Below are 15,222 nucleotides of genomic sequence, written 5' to 3' on the forward strand. Positions count from 1 at the left end.
ACTATTACTATGAAAAAAACTAATCTACTCACTATTTTAGTATTAAGCGGAAGCATTATTTTTTCAGGATGTGCATCCATGAGTAACACGGGCAAAGGCGCTGCTATCGGGGCCGGTGGTGGAGCCGCACTTGGAGCCGGCATCGGAGCCTTGGTTGGTAAAGGTAAGGGAGCTGCCATCGGGGCAGCCGTGGGTGGAGCCGTTGGAGCAGGAACCGGAGCTTTGATCGGTAGAAAGATGGATAAACAGAAAAAAGAGTTAGAAGCCATTGAAGGGGCTCAGGTTGAAACTGTTACAGATGCTAATGACCTACAAGCCATTAAAGTGACTTTTGATAACGGTATATTGTTCGCCACGAACTCTAGCCAATTAAGTTCATCTTCCAGAGATGCTTTGACGAAATTTGCCACGTCGTTAAAGAACTCTCCGGAAACAGACATCACGATCTACGGCCACACGGATAACACCGGAACCCGTGCCGTAAATGAAAGAATATCCAAAGAACGTGCGGAGGCTGTTGCAAACTTCCTCGTTGGAAACGGGATTGCCCGCAACAGAATCACCACGGAAGGCCTAGCATTCGATCAACCGGTAGCCGACAATAGTACAGCAGAAGGACGTGCTAAAAACCGTCGTGTCGAAGTATATATCACGGCAAGTGCGAACATGATCAAACAAGCAGAAGAAGGTACCTTGAAATAAGATACAATCAGTAAGTAACCACTAAAAGCTGGAAGGCTGTTTTCGAACGATCTCCAGCTTTTAGTTTTTTTTAATCCGATAACAATGAAAAGAAAAAAACTATTACTAATCACGCTATTAGCACTATCATTACAGGGCTTGTCAGCCCAGGGCCTGTTATCCCATCTAAATGACACGACAAACGGACGCTCTCTTTTTGAAAGAGTGTCGAACATCGAAAAAAAGAATAATATTTTTAATCTGAAACTGCACATGCAAGCCACATTCAACGGTGCATTTACAGACGGGACATTCGAGCAAGCAGCTTTCAAAATGAACCAGCTTCGATTAGAAGCCCGGGGGGACATCAATGACTGGCTTTCTTACCGTTGGCGTCAACGCCTGAACAGCAGTAACACGCCCCACGCACTGGATAACCTTCCCTCCTCTATCGATTATGCCATGATCTCCGTACGCCTGACTGATCAGTTCGTCACCTCCATCGGGAAACAGGCAGCAGCATACGGAGGTTTCGAGTATGATCTGGATCCGATTGAAATCTACCAATACAGCGACATGATCGATTATATGCTCTTCGATTTCATGACCGGAATCACGTTCTCTTATCAAGTTACCCCTACCCAAGAAATAGCCTTGCAAGTCGTGAACAGCCGGACGGCTTCCATGGATGATATTTACGGGCAACTCCCGGAAGACGTGGAAGAAAGTCGTGCGCCCCTCGCTTACACGGCCAACTGGAACGGTAATTTCTTCAGCGACAAATTTAGAACCCGTTGGTCATATTCCTTGCTCAGTCTGGCAAAAGGATATAACAATCATTTTTATGCCATCGGTAACGAATTAGATCTGGGAAAATTCAACATATACCTCGATTTCTACCTTTCCGATGAAGAACTGGATAACCGGGGTATTATTTCAACCCTCTACCGCCTTCAAGGAGATGCCGATTGCATCAAAAATGCCCGTTATGAATCCTGGGTCACCAAATTAAACTATCGTTTCCAGCCCAAATGGAATATTTTCGTGAAAGGAATGTACGAAAATGCCTCTGTTTACAAGCATACCAATCAACTGGAGAAAGGCAAATACCGGACGGCTTACGGGTATTTCGGTGGTATCGAATACTATCCAACCACGGAAAACCTCCACTTCTTCGCATCGTACATCGGACGTTCTTATCGATTCACGGATAAGGCCAAAACACTAGGAGCCGAGAACTACTCTACATCAACTTTATCCATCGGGTTAATTTACCATATCCCGCTGTTTTAGGCTTTACGCCCAAAAATGAATAAGGGCAACCCTCGAAAGGATTGCCCTCTTCCCCGTTCCGGCACCCCGGAACAGAAAAAAACAACACACACATGAATATCAATAACCTTTTCTTATTTAAGAAAAGGTATTTACTAATCCTCCTTTTTCGAGGATTTCTTGAAACTCCGCATCAACATAAGGGAGCTTATACGCTCTCTTGTTCAAATATAATAAATGATTTTCATCATCTATTGTCAGTTGTTCCCCTGATGTGTAAGCATCCACCACGGCCCAATCAACAAGAATCCGTAACCCGTGATTAATAGCCATACGGTAAAAATCCCAGTTCACAGATTTTACAATCACCAGTTTTACCCCCACTGCTACCAATCCCGTCGCTGCATGTTTCACCAGTTGACCACACCCGAAGTTCTCCCCGGCGATAATGATATCTCCTGGTTTCACATCGCAAGCGAAATTCGGATCCAATCCTCCAAACAAGTAAGGTTTAATCTCCTCCACCTGTTCAAGGGTCAAGCGATACATCAATTTTTCCGCAAATATCTGGTTACTTGAGATATTATCTATATCCCCGTAATTCCACACCCCGTTACTCTTACGATAATCGTACCCTTCCAATACGACTGGTTCTATCCGGGGAGCTTTATATTTATACCGTGCGCCCTCGAAGTGTATTATTGATGTCAGTTCTCCTCGCAACGCAGTCATAGCCACGGTTGCCGGAGAGGCAATATATTTCTCAACACCGGAATGATTCGAACTTCCGATATACCGACTATTGGCAGTAGAGATAAAACGGCTATTTCCGGCAGACGCCACGTGTCCCACTCCCAAGCAAGGCCCACAACTGGAGCCAAGAACGATGGCTCCGGACTGTGCAATCTTATCAATAATACCCTCTTCAACAGCCTGTAAATATATACTCCTAGAAGCCGGAACCACGAACAATTGGAACCCGTTGGCAATACGCTTTCCTTCCAAGATCATGGAAACTAACCGTAAATCCTCCAACCGTCCTGAAGCACAAGCACCGATAAGTCCTTGCTGTATTTTCAACCCGACAAGTTCCTCCACTCCCTGAAGAACATTGTTTCTCGTGTCATATACCATCGGAAAGACGTTGGCCAGATCAATCTCTATAAACCGAGAATAAACAGCCTCCTCGTCCGCCCAAACACCCCGTACTGCCGGCTCGTTAAAATAGTCTGCCAACCGGTCATCCGGAGGAAAAGCAGAACTGACCACTCCCATTTCCGTGGAAATATTGGCTATTGTCATTCGATCATCAATGGACAAAGAGGAAACCCCTTCCCCGTGATACTCAATTGCCTGCCCGTTCACGTCCAACTCGCTCAATATTCCCTTTATCCATAAAGCTAAATCTTTAGCAAACACTCCTTCTGACAAACGATTTTTCAATACGATCTTCATCGTTTCAGGCACCTGAAACCACATTTTGCCCGTTTTCCATAACACGGCCGTCTCTGTTTTATTAATTCCCACAGCTAACGTGTTGAACGCTCCCGCCGTGGCTGTATGAGAATCGCTCCCCGCAACCAACATACCCGGACGTACCAATTCTGAGATAATCTGGTGGCTGATTCCACGGTCACAGTCATAAAAATGCTCTATTCCCTGCTCTTCCACGAAATCCCGTATCGAATTATATTCCAAGGATAATTCGTTGACTAACCCCGACACCTTTCCATCCAGCACGATCACCAACTGGGAAGGATTGTATACTCGGGTACCATGAATTCGTTCAAACAAAAACCTAACCCGCGCCGAATTATCATGACTCATCACATAATCCGGTTCACGGACCACGATACTCCCACGTTCGGCATTTAATATCTTCTCTACAAATGTTCGCATATATTGAATTTAGAATCTAGAATGTAAAACATAGAATGAACGGCACTCTCTGAATTTTATATTCTAAATTTCACGTTGTCTAAAACTGCTTTTATTTTCTCAACATCACTGTAATATTGCTCGTATTCCGGTAGTCCCGAAACCCCGCCCATGAACACGTTCGGGTTACGGAATTCCATTTCACTGTCCCGACTACTTTTCCCGCTCAAGTGAATAGCATCCACCCCTAATTCTATTAACGTGTTGGCATTCGCAGCATTTACACCACTTCCGGCCATAATTTGCACACGCCCTTTCGCCTGCTCCACCAAGGCTTTAATTTGCTCCATTCCCTCGCTTACAGTGTTGCGTCCTCCCGATGTTAAAACCCGGTAACATCCGGCCTGAATGATCCCCTCCAAAGCCTCTTCCATGTTTCGAGTCATATCTATCGCCCTATGAAACGTTACCTTTAAAGGAGCCGCCAATTCGACCAGCTCCCGCGTACGTTGTACGTCAACCGAACCGTCTGCATTCAAGATACCCAACACGACACCATCCGCCCGGCACTCTTTGGCAAACCGAATGTCCTCCTTCATCACCTCGAACTCTAAATCGGAATAAAGAAAATCACCTCCCCTCGGGCGAATCATCACGTAAAGTTGTATAGATAACTTTTCCCGGGCCATACGAATCATAGCCGCGGACGGGGTTGTTCCCCCGTCATACATCCCGGAACACAATTCCACCCGGGATGCCCCTGCCAACTGGGCATTCAAGCATGATTCCAAAGAAAAAGTACATATTTCGACCTCAATATTATTCTTCATTCCGCTCTGTCAATTTTTGTTTATTTGTTAATTCATACTACGAATATAATGAAATTATCGACAAACTTCAAATAAAAAGCAGGTATAAAATGCTCCTTAACATTCAAGTTATTTCTAACTTACATACATTCAACAGAGTATCACGTGTCAAAAAAGAATAACGGGAGAAATAAGCACATTACATTAAAATCCATTTGCCCCTCCCCCACAGCATAGCCACTTCCCAAACGGGTTTGCAACGTAGGGGATCTGTCTGTCATTCTATTCTCGGCCCCTATTTCCCGCTTAACTCGCCCCAATCTCTCGTTAACTCCGGCTACAAAATTAAAATAAACAAGAATAGATACACGGCGGGAAGTGTATAACATTTCCCGCCAAATTGTATTAAAACATGTAAAAATCCATCCCGAAGAGTTCCTCGAAATACTTCTTCACAACCGCTTTCACTTCCGCCACGGGAACCTCTGCCCCCACCTCTTTCGAGATAGAAGTCACCCCCTTATCCACGAACCCGCAGGGGTTGATATAATTGAAATAATTCAAATCCGTATTCACGTTCAACGCGAAACCGTGCATCGTCACGTAACGGGAACATTTAATCCCGATCGCACATATCTTGCGTGCCCTAGAAGTGTGTGCATCCAACCATACCCCCGTGGCTCCTTCCAACCGTTCCCCGGTAATCCCGAACTCTCCCACGGTACGAATAACCACCTCTTCTAACAAATCCACGTACTCCTTCACCCCCACGCCAAAATTAGCCATATCAATAATCGGGTACACGACCAATTGTCCGGGACCATGATATGTAATATCCCCACCCCGATTTACCTTCACGAATTCAGCATGAGCCGCCTGCAACTGAATGGCACTAATCAGCATGTTCGCCTCGTTCCCGCTCTTCCCTAACGTGTACACGTGATTATGTTCCACGAAAATCATACAATTCTCCGTGTCCTCACCCTTTAACTTCGCAGCAATAATCCCCTTGTGCAACTCTTCCTGTTGTTGCCACACGGGCATATAGCTTGCCACTCCTAGATCAATTAATCGTATACGTTTCATAACTTATCTCACATGCTTTTCCGCATGGTAACTAGAGCGAACCAACGGACCGCTCTCCACGTAACGGAACCCTTTTTCCAACCCGATACGCTCGTATTCCTTGAAGGTCTCCGGTGTCACGTACTCTTTTACTTCGAGATTCGCCTCGGACGGTTGCAAGTACTGACCGATAGTCATTACTTTACACCCGACTGCCAGCAAATCATCCATCGTCTGAAGAATTTGTTCACGAGTCTCCCCTAATCCCAGCATAATACCGGATTTGGAAACGATACCCGATTCCGAAACCTGACGGATCACTTGTAAAGAAATATCATATTTTGCCCGGCTACGTACGCCATCCGACAATTCTCTCACCGTCTCCAAGTTATGAGAAATCACTTCCGGACGAGCATCAATCACCTGTTGCACGAGTTCTTGTCTTCCCTGAAAATCCGGAATCAGCACTTCCATTGTCGTTTCGGGATTCTCTCGTTTCACCGCCTCGATCACTTTCACCCAGTGAGCTGCTCCCAAATCAGCCAGATCATCCCGGTCCACGGAAGTGATCACGGCATGTTTCAAACCGAGCAACTTCACGGAGTTAGCTATATTCTCCGGTTCTGCCGGGTCCAATGGAGCCGGACGCCCCGTTTTCACGTTACAAAACTTACACGAACGGGTACATACATCCCCGCCGATCATAAACGTTGCAGTTCTGTTTCCCCAGCATTCGCCTTGATTGGGACACATACCACTGGTACATATCGTATGTAGATTATGTTTTCTGACTATATTTAAAACCTCCGTGGAACTCTGTCCTTTCGGTAATTTAATCTTCAACCATTCCGGTTTTCGTCTGCTATTACAACACGTCATACTCTCTATTTTTAATCGTACGCGAATATACGACGAAGTTTTTAAATACATACTGATATTTTTGATCTTTCAGGTTGTTAAATTCCCGAAAACACCTCTTTTTTTAACTATATGCAAATAACAGAAAATGCGTTAAATAAACTTGGACAGCTTGCATTCATTAGGATTATACCCTACATTTGTTTGCAATAATTCAAAACCAATTTCGTAATGTACAGAGCAGAAATACACACAGAAAAAGGTGTTATGAAGGTTCTTTTCTTCGAAAAAGACGCGCCGAATACCGTTGCCAATTTTGTAAAACTAGCCAGAGAAGGCTTTTATGACGGATTAACGTTTCATCGGGTCATCCCGGATTTCGTGATCCAAGGCGGTTGCCCTAGAGGTGACGGAACCGGAGGACCAGGTTACACCATCAAATGTGAGTTAAACGGGGATAACCAGTATCATGACCGGGGGGTCCTATCCATGGCTCACGCCGGACGGGATACCGGGGGATCTCAATTCTTTATTTGTCACAACCGCAGAAACACGGCTCATTTGGATAGACGCCACACGTGTTTCGGCCAAGTTTACGAGGGATTGGAAGTGATTGATGCCATCCGCCAAGGAGACGAGATTATTAAAATCGTCATCACGGAAGAAAATGAATAAGCCTGTGTTCTTAGTTGTTTAAATAATTCAGAAAAGCCGAAGTGTTAATAACAACAACTTCGGCTTTTCACTTGTATCTAACTTATCTTACTTTGCAAAAAGAGCCGCCAATGCAATAGAATTCAATTTTGCATCCACGCTGTCACCTCTGGAAGACAACACACTCGGGGCGGTGGCACCTACCAAGATAGCCCCTTGGCGAGCGTTTGCCAACTTCGTGTTTGTTTTATAGAACACGTTACCGGCCTCGATGCTCGGGAATACCAAACAATCCGCATCTCCCGCAACCGGAGACTTGATTTTCTTGATCTCTGCAGCCTCCTTATCAATAGCCACGTCAAGAGCTAACGGTCCGTCGATGTCAATATTACCTAACTGACCTCTCTCTCCCATTTTGGCAAGAATAGCAGCATCCGTGGTAGACTCCACTTTCGGAAGTACTTGTTCCGTGGCTGAAATCATGGCAACTTTCGGACGCTGAACACCAAGAGCGTTAGCAATCTGGGTTACATACTTCACGATTGCCATTTTCTGGCTGAAATCCGGAGCCGGAATAATAGCAGCATCACTGAACACCAACAATTTGTGGTAATTCGGACACTCCATCACAACAACGTGAGACAACGTGGCCTTCGGGGGCAACAAACCGCAATCCTTGTTCAAGATGGCGCGCATATATTTATCAGTACTTACCAATCCTTTCATGATGAAGTCAGCTTCCTTATCACGTACCATTTGAACGGCTTTAGCGGCTGCTTTCGTGTCCACCGGTTCATTTACAATCTTGAATCGGGAAATATCAAAACCATGCTCGGCACACACTTTCCTAATCTCATTTTCATCACCACATAAGGTGGCTTCAACAATACCCATTTCAACGGCTTTATTCACAGCCTCGATAGAGTGACTGTCGTTAGCGTAAGCTACAACCAAACGCTTTTTTTGGGTATTTCCCTTCAGTAATTCGTAGATGTCATCAATTTTCTGTATTGCCATGGCAAACTTATTTTTTACTTGATTAGTGATTTATGTTTTAAATTTGGAAACAAAAATAACGCTTTTTGATGAAAACTGAAACAAAAAGGAGCTTTTTGATTTTAGATTCTAATCACTTCGTTTATTCTTAATTTTAAATTACTTTTGTCTTTCGAATAGAAAAACAGAAATCACGTGTCGTTTAAAAAAAATATAATAGCACTTTACTTGATCAAGGTTTCCAAATGGTTTACCCTAGTGATGCCTATCATCGTGCTGTTTTACAAGGAATGTGGCCTGGATCTGGCAGATATATTTATTCTGAAGAGCGTCTATTCCATCGCCATGGTGTCCTTGGAAATACCAACAGGCTACCTAGCCGACGTATGGGGACGAAGGAATTGCTTGATTGCTGGTTGTATATTCTGTTTCTTGGGATTCACCAACTATTCAATTTCTGACACTTTCACGGCATTTTTCCTCTCGGAAATTTTGCTCGGATTCGGACAGAGCCTAGTGTCCGGTGCCGACTCTGCCCTACTTTATGATACGATGCTATATTATAAAAAGGAAGACGCCTATTTAAAATACGAGGGACGGGTTACCATGGTAGGGAATTTCTCGGAAGCATTCGCCGGGATTTTCAGCGGGCTGCTAGCAGTTTATTCCCTCCGATTCCCTTTCTACGTGCAGAGCGGTATCGCTTTTATCGGAATTCCGGCTGCCATTGCCCTGACCGAACACGCAGCCAAAACCAGAATCAAGAATTCGTTTGCCAATATCATGAAAATCATACAATACTCCCTTTTCACGAACAAGGAACTGTGCTATAACATCATGTTTTCCGGCGTGATCGGTGCCGCCACGCTGACCATGGCCTGGTTCGTTCAACCCTTGTTGATAGAACTGGATACCCCCACTTCTTGGTTCGGGATCATCTGGACAATACTGAATCTCACCGTCGGCATTTCTGCTCTCTATTCCGATAAACTGGATCAACGGCTGGGAAGTCTGCGAATGTACGCTTTTATACTATTCTTTATCGTGGGTGGATATATCGCGGTAGCCTTCAACATATCTTACGTTGGTTTGATATGCCTGTTCTTTTTCTACATTGTGAGAGGATTCGCCACTCCTATATTAAAAGGGTATATAAACCAAATTACTTTCTCCGAAATGCGGGCAACCGTACTTTCTATCCGTAACTTCGTTATCCGGCTTATGTTTGCGGCCATGGCCCCGTTAGTGGGCTGGCTGCATGACCTGTATTCCCTCTCTATCGCATTACAAGCAACAGCCGTCATCATTTTTGTTCCCGGACTACTATTCCTAATTTTACAATGGCGCTACTCGAAGAAAGTTTAAAAAAGTTTAGAGTTTAAAATAAAAAGGATGTTCTCGCAAACATCCTTTCAATCTCTTCTTCTTGATCCGTTTTACCGTACCTCTTCGAGAATCTTTGTTATGGACTCGAACACGTCGTCTACCGAACCATGACCATTCACAGAAAAATGCTTTTTCTGAATCTTATAGTGATCGGCAACAGGTAACGTCTTTGCCCGGTACTCGCGGAAACGATTTTCAATCACTTCCTCGTTATCATCGGCACGTCCCTCGATTTTAGCACGTTCCAGCATCCGGCGCATTAACTCGTCGTGAGGCACATCGATACTCACCAATGCACTTAACGGGTGTCCCGTCTTAGCCAGCATCTCATCAAGAATTTCAGCTTGTCTCACCGTTCTGGGAAACCCGTCAAACAGGAAACCATCCACGTTCTTGTGATGTTCGATGCTGTTTTCGATTAACGCAACCACAAACTCGTCAGATAATAACTCGCCTTTATTAATAATCCCGGCAGCCATTTTACCAAAATCCGAACCTTCGGCAATCTCTTTACGAATCATCTCCCCTGTTGACAGATGCGCTAGATTGTATTTTTCAACGATCTTTTTCGCCTGAGTACCTTTTCCGGCTCCTGGAGGGCCAAACAATGCAATATTCAGCATGACAATAACTTTATTTTATTCCTTTTGATGTATTAATTGTTTCATTTTTATGAACTCAGCCACAAAGGTATACTTTAATCCAAACTTTAAAATAGAAAAGTCAGAATATTTTCTAATTTTATGTTTGGAATAACATCATTTTTGCATTATTGTGAATTCCAGTACTTTAGAAACTTCATGCTAAAGTTATTCATGTTAATTTGCTTCCCCCATAATTACTCTTTCACCTTTTCAAGCACGTCCAGATCTGTGTAATAGGTACGATGTTGCGATTTCTTACCCGTTGCATTCATTCTGGCCAAAACATACTTAATATTTCCATGGTTATCAACCTCATAGTCTTCTACAAATCCGTATTTACATTCCTCGTCCATGTATCTTCGACCATTCTCGTCCGGGATAGCCCGCCGAAAAGCGGGAGTTGTAATTTTCACCTTCTCATTCACCTCAAATTGCTTGTTCTCGTCAATATACTGCTCTTTCAGTTGCTTTTCCTGCTCCCGATATTTGGCTATAATTTCTTCCAGCTCTCTTATAGAAGCTACATACTCTTCTTTTGTCATGGTTTTATTCATTTATCGAAATAATTTACTTACTCTTTTTACATTATGAATGTAATTATCACCTTGCAGTTACAAATATATAAAATAAATTAAATATACCATCCAATTCGTTCTAAATTCGACAATATTGGATATAAACAAACGAAAGTAGTTATAAGACCTTATCTCTATTCTTGAAAATTACATTGCAATTTCGTACATTCGCAAGCATTTCCGGAATCAATAATATGAACAAGAAAAAGACCACAACACGAAAAAAAGCCACGAAGAAAAAACAAAGTATCTTTGCCCGTGTTTTCAAGACAATACTATTGAGTGCCTTACTAGGCGCCATTCTCGTTGGGTTATTCGTATGTTGCGTGTACTACGGGATGTGGGGGAAAATTCCGGATTACCGGGACCTAAGGGAAATTCGTAACAACGAGGCATCTTCCCTGTATAGTGAAGATGGAGAGTTACTCGGAAAATATTACGTGGAAAACCGTACAAACGTCATGTTCGGCAGTATATCCCGCAATGCCATAAACGCCTTGATCGCCACTGAAGACGTGCGCTTTTACGAACATCACGGGTTCGATAAAGTCAGTATGCTAAGGGTATTGTTCAAGACATTACTATTAGGCGATAAGAGTTCGGGCGGGGGAAGTACGATCAGCCAGCAATTGGCCAAAAATCTCTATCCTCGCCAGTATAGCAGCCGTTTCATGATTCCGGTGATCAAGATCAAAGAGATCATCACGGCACATCGTCTTGAAAAACTATACACGAAAGACGAAATTCTCACCCTATATTTAAACACAGTATCTTTTGGCGAAGGCACGTTCGGTATTGAAAGTGCCGCCCAAAAGTATTTTTCTACGACGGCAACACGTCTCTCCGTTCCGGAGGCTGCCACACTGATCGGACTTTTGAAGGGACCTTCTTACTACAATCCCCGGGTACATCCCGATCGCACGTTACAACGACGTAACACGGTGATTGCCCAAATGGTTAAGTACGATTATCTGACCGAAGAAGAAGGAGAAGAATTGAAAAAAGAAAAGTTACGACTCCGTTTCAAACCGTTAAACCACTATTCCGGCCTAGCTCCCTACTTACGTGAACAAATCCGCCAAGATGCAGTCAAGCTCATTGCCGAATTCAACGAGGCAAACAGCACCAATTACGATTTATACAAAGACGGGCTGAAACTCGTCACCACAATCGATGCGGAGATGCAACGTTACGCGGAAAAAGCCATGCAACAACACATGAAGTCGTTGCAACACGCTTTCTACACGCATCTGGGAAAACAAGAACCATGGGACAAAGAGAAGAATCTCCTTGATAATGCCATTCGGGAAAGCGAGGTATATAAAAATCTAAAACGCCAAGGACTTGCCGAGAAAGCCATCCTCGCCGCCATGAATGAGAAAAAGCCCATGACTATTTATAGTGCATACCAGGGAGAAACCGAAATGCAAATGTCTTCCATTGATTCCATTAAACACTATCTAAAGATTCTTCAACCCGGTATGATAGCAGTAGAACCCCAATCCGGAAAAATAAAAGTATGGATCGGGGGACTTGATTTCAAGTATTTCCAATATGACCAAGTGCTGGCCCCCCGCCAGGTCGGTTCCGTGTTCAAGCCGGTCGTTTACAGTGCTGCCATTGAACATGGAGCCCGTGTCGATGCCTATTATAATAATGAACAAAAAAGTTATCCGGAATACGACAACTGGACGCCCCGAAATTCAAACAATCAATACGGTGGTTATTACACGCTGAAAGGAGCCCTAAGTCAATCCATCAACACGATTGCCGTCCAAGTTCTCCTACAAACAGGAATCGACGCCACGATAGAACACGCTCATCGGCTAGGAATACAAAGTGACCTGCCCGCAGTTCCCTCCATTGCCCTAGGAGCTGCCAATATTCCTCTTCGGGAAATGATTCTCCCCTACTTGTGCTATGCAAACAATGGCGTATCGACAACACCCTATTATCTGCTTTCTATAAAAGACCGAGACGGACGTATTCTTTACGAGGCTGAACCACCACGCAGAGAACGGGTGATTCCGGCAGAACAGGCTCATACCATGTCCTCCATGCTTTCCGCCGTTATTCAAGAAGGAACAGGGAAAAGACTGATCAACAACTACGGGTTGAACATCCCCCTAGCCGGAAAAACCGGGACAACCCAAAATCAAGCCGATGGCTGGTTTATTGGTTATAATCCTCGTATCGTCGTGGGCGTAAGAGTCGGGGCCAATAATTCTCGTGTACATTTCAACTCTACCGCACTTGGACAAGGTGCCAACATGGCACTTCCAATCTTCGGGTTGTTCATGCAAGAATGTCTGCAAAGTAACACTTACGCCTATTGGTCCGGTCTGTCCTTCCCGGTTCCACCCTCGGATACACAAAAAGAACTAGCAGTCCCCACGTTCAAGGATAATATAAGTCTGTTGGAAAGATTGACCAACCAAAAACTGGAAAAAGTAAAGAAACAAGATACAGAAAAAGATACCGATACTCCCAAGAAAAAAGGTTTCTTCCGGAAAATCGGGGACCTATTCAAGAAGAAAGATAAAAAATAATTCACCATGAAAACAATAAACAAGACATCCCTGCTCCTTGCCCTTATCATACTGGCTATCGCTTTCAGTATTATATCAATGATTGCTGCCCCGGCTGAAATACGTTACTCCTGGCACGGGCTGAACCCGTGGAATACCGTCCAAGCTGTTCCACTCATGTTCAAACGATTCCTTAAAATGGACGATTGGATTATCTATTCTCTATCCGTGTTAATCATCGCTTACCTCTGGTGGAGAATCTATGCACTCGTAAATAAATTCAGAAGATCATAAACCCTTTATTCTTTCACCCCGTACACACTCTGGGATATACGTTTCACAGCGACCACGAAGAAACCCGTTAAAACGAGATTAAATACTAAACTTAAAATGGAGATAATCAACGCAGGACCTCCTAACTGGTACCCCATGGCTATCACGATAATTCCTGCACCTACTTCCCCCCTCGTGAACATACCGATCGAAAGGGCCAAACGCTCTTGAATCTTCCGGTCACGATAGAAGAATAGCGGGAACATCTTCCCAAGATTCGAAAGAATCGTTACCACAATTACATGGAAAATCAGCATCCCCCATCCGGGCATCCCGTCTCCCCCGGTCTCCAAACCGATAAAGATAGGCGTACTCAACCCAACCAAAAACATAAACAGGTACGAGATAAAACTAGAGGCTCTTTCTTCCTCTCTCGAATGATTATGCACGGTTTTCATCACCATTCCCAGCACAAATGCCGGTAACAGTACCTCAATATGAATTGCCCCATCCTGTCCCATAAAAGCTTTCGAGATCAGGTACACGCTCTCGAATGTCGCCACGATACACACGGAATAAAGCAGAATAGCTCTCCAAGATTGTGGCAGGTTCAGCGAACTCAACCGTTTCCATCCGAAAATCAAAAGGATACAAACCACCAGAATAATAACAAACAATTGCCACTTGAAACCGATCATCAATATTTGCAACGGGATCATCAATAAAATAGTGTCCAAGTCATCAAATATAGCCAGCACCTGCGTTTTCTTGTAGATCCACTCCTTTTTCAGCCCGGCAGCAGCAAGCATCGTAAAAAGAATTCCCGCTGAAGTGGGAGCCGCAAACCGGCTGATCAGCAAATTATTCTCCCACGACAATCCCGTATCCAGAAAAAAGATATAATAACAAGCTATCAAGAGCCAAGGTACGGCAGCCGTCGCCATGGCAATAAAATAATCCGTCGTGTACGAACGCCATTTTGCCTTATCCAGCTCGAATTCCCTCCCTACATTAATCATGATAAAAGCAAGACAAATAAACATCAGCCATTTACTTATCGATGCCAACGTTCCATACACACTTCCTAACGCCGAAGGAAGTATTTGAGAAAAAAATAAGCCACAAAGTAAGAAAATAGAAAATAAAAAAACTTTCTTCATCCCCATCAAAATTAATTTGCCACAAAGATAGGGATTTTCAAGCAATTTTCGATCGCTATTTAAAACGAATCTAGTTAAAAAATGTATATCAAAAGCTTTGATCTACTCGTATTTAATCGCATCAGGTTTATAAACACGGTAATCATAAAATCCACTTTTCCGACGACTCGACACGTTCACCTCTATACTATGAATATCGGGTGGTCCTTTGGGGTAAAAAGCAAAACGAATACTTACATTCTTGAGAATCAAGTTATCATTTCGTAGATTCAGACTAAAACCGATTCCCCAGTACGATTGACTATTCAACAAATTCTTCTCATCCCGGGCCAACACCCCCCAATCCACGAACCCGGTAACCGATGCCCGAAATCCTCTTTTAATGTAAGGTAGGAACAACGTTGCGGACATGGAGGCGGAAAGTCGTTGTGTCCCCCGAGTGG

The 15,222-nt window shown here is 43.9% G+C and carries 14 protein-coding genes and 1 pseudogene; 6 read left to right on the forward strand and 9 right to left on the reverse strand.

The window, feature by feature from the left end; genetic code table 11:
* The first annotated feature begins 9 nt into the window (after positions 1 to 9).
* Positions 10 to 702: an OmpA family protein gene (locus AB5542_RS06695; RefSeq protein ID WP_087420317.1), complete on the forward strand. Its 693-nt coding sequence runs from the start codon at positions 10 to 12 to the stop codon at positions 700 to 702.
* 84 nt (positions 703 to 786) lie between these two features.
* A complete protein-coding gene (locus AB5542_RS06700; RefSeq protein ID WP_087420318.1) occupies positions 787 to 1,974 on the forward strand; it encodes a porin in 1,188 nt (395 codons plus the stop codon).
* 117 nt (positions 1,975 to 2,091) lie between these two features.
* Here AB5542_RS06700 and AB5542_RS06705 read toward each other — a convergent pair whose 3' ends face one another.
* The 4 genes from AB5542_RS06705 to lipA form a co-directional block, all read right to left on the reverse strand.
* Entirely contained in the window at positions 2,092 to 3,852 is a 1,761-nt protein-coding gene (locus AB5542_RS06705) for an aconitase family protein (RefSeq protein WP_087420319.1), read from the reverse strand.
* Positions 3,853 to 3,908: 56 nt separating this feature from the next.
* A complete protein-coding gene (locus AB5542_RS06710) occupies positions 3,909 to 4,661 on the reverse strand; it encodes a copper homeostasis protein CutC (protein ID WP_189021490.1) in 753 nt (250 codons plus the stop codon).
* A gap of 384 nt (positions 4,662 to 5,045) precedes the next feature.
* A complete protein-coding gene (gene lipB / locus AB5542_RS06715) occupies positions 5,046 to 5,726 on the reverse strand; it encodes a lipoyl(octanoyl) transferase LipB (protein WP_279037277.1) in 681 nt (226 codons plus the stop codon).
* 3 nt (positions 5,727 to 5,729) lie between these two features.
* Positions 5,730 to 6,584, reverse strand: coding sequence for a lipoyl synthase (gene lipA / locus AB5542_RS06720; protein ID WP_279037278.1), 855 nt, complete (start codon positions 6,582 to 6,584; stop codon positions 5,730 to 5,732).
* Between the two features lie 210 nt (positions 6,585 to 6,794).
* On the opposite strand from lipA, the gene AB5542_RS06725 reads away from it, so the two are divergent.
* On the forward strand, positions 6,795 to 7,238 hold the full coding sequence (locus tag AB5542_RS06725) for a peptidylprolyl isomerase (RefSeq protein ID WP_027200235.1): 444 nt from the start codon (positions 6,795 to 6,797) through the stop codon (positions 7,236 to 7,238).
* Between the two features lie 87 nt (positions 7,239 to 7,325).
* On the opposite strand, the gene AB5542_RS06730 is transcribed toward AB5542_RS06725, so the two are convergent.
* Positions 7,326 to 8,234 carry a bifunctional enoyl-CoA hydratase/phosphate acetyltransferase gene (locus AB5542_RS06730; protein WP_087420323.1) on the reverse strand — a complete coding sequence of 303 codons (909 nt, stop codon included), beginning with the start codon at positions 8,232 to 8,234 and terminating at the stop codon, positions 7,326 to 7,328.
* A gap of 240 nt (positions 8,235 to 8,474) precedes the next feature.
* On the opposite strand from AB5542_RS06730, the gene AB5542_RS06735 reads away from it, so the two are divergent.
* Positions 8,475 to 9,578 carry an MFS transporter gene (locus AB5542_RS06735; protein ID WP_087420646.1) on the forward strand — a complete coding sequence of 368 codons (1,104 nt, stop codon included), beginning with the start codon at positions 8,475 to 8,477 and terminating at the stop codon, positions 9,576 to 9,578.
* A gap of 71 nt (positions 9,579 to 9,649) precedes the next feature.
* Here AB5542_RS06735 and AB5542_RS06740 read toward each other — a convergent pair whose 3' ends face one another.
* Together AB5542_RS06740 and AB5542_RS06745 are read right to left on the reverse strand one after the other, a co-directional pair.
* Positions 9,650 to 10,222: an adenylate kinase gene (locus AB5542_RS06740; protein ID WP_087420324.1), complete on the reverse strand. Its 573-nt coding sequence runs from the start codon at positions 10,220 to 10,222 to the stop codon at positions 9,650 to 9,652.
* Positions 10,223 to 10,437: 215 nt separating this feature from the next.
* Positions 10,438 to 10,785, reverse strand: a complete 348-nt coding sequence (locus AB5542_RS06745; protein ID WP_140402560.1) for a hypothetical protein — start codon at positions 10,783 to 10,785, stop codon at positions 10,438 to 10,440.
* A gap of 227 nt (positions 10,786 to 11,012) precedes the next feature.
* Here AB5542_RS06745 and AB5542_RS06750 point away from each other — a divergent pair, with 227 nt between their 5' ends.
* Both AB5542_RS06750 and AB5542_RS06755 read left to right on the forward strand, forming a co-directional pair.
* Complete coding sequence (locus AB5542_RS06750) at positions 11,013 to 13,367, forward strand: transglycosylase domain-containing protein (protein ID WP_279037281.1); 2,355 nt, start codon at positions 11,013 to 11,015, stop codon at positions 13,365 to 13,367.
* A gap of 6 nt (positions 13,368 to 13,373) precedes the next feature.
* Positions 13,374 to 13,640 carry a hypothetical protein gene (locus AB5542_RS06755; protein ID WP_087420326.1) on the forward strand — a complete coding sequence of 89 codons (267 nt, stop codon included), beginning with the start codon at positions 13,374 to 13,376 and terminating at the stop codon, positions 13,638 to 13,640.
* A 5-nt stretch (positions 13,641 to 13,645) separates the two neighbouring features.
* On the opposite strand, the gene AB5542_RS06760 is transcribed toward AB5542_RS06755, so the two are convergent.
* Both AB5542_RS06760 and AB5542_RS06765 read right to left on the reverse strand, forming a co-directional pair.
* On the reverse strand, positions 13,646 to 14,779 hold the full coding sequence (locus tag AB5542_RS06760) for a cation:proton antiporter (protein ID WP_087420648.1): 1,134 nt from the start codon (positions 14,777 to 14,779) through the stop codon (positions 13,646 to 13,648).
* A 102-nt stretch (positions 14,780 to 14,881) separates the two neighbouring features.
* A pseudogene (locus AB5542_RS06765) lies at positions 14,882 to 15,222 on the reverse strand (hypothetical protein); the annotation flags it as partial.

Origin of the sequence: Butyricimonas sp. RTP31003st1_G1_RTP31003_210430, from assembly GCF_040920905.1 — a bacterium.
Taxonomy (GTDB): Bacteria; Bacteroidota; Bacteroidia; order Bacteroidales; family Marinifilaceae; genus Butyricimonas; species Butyricimonas paravirosa.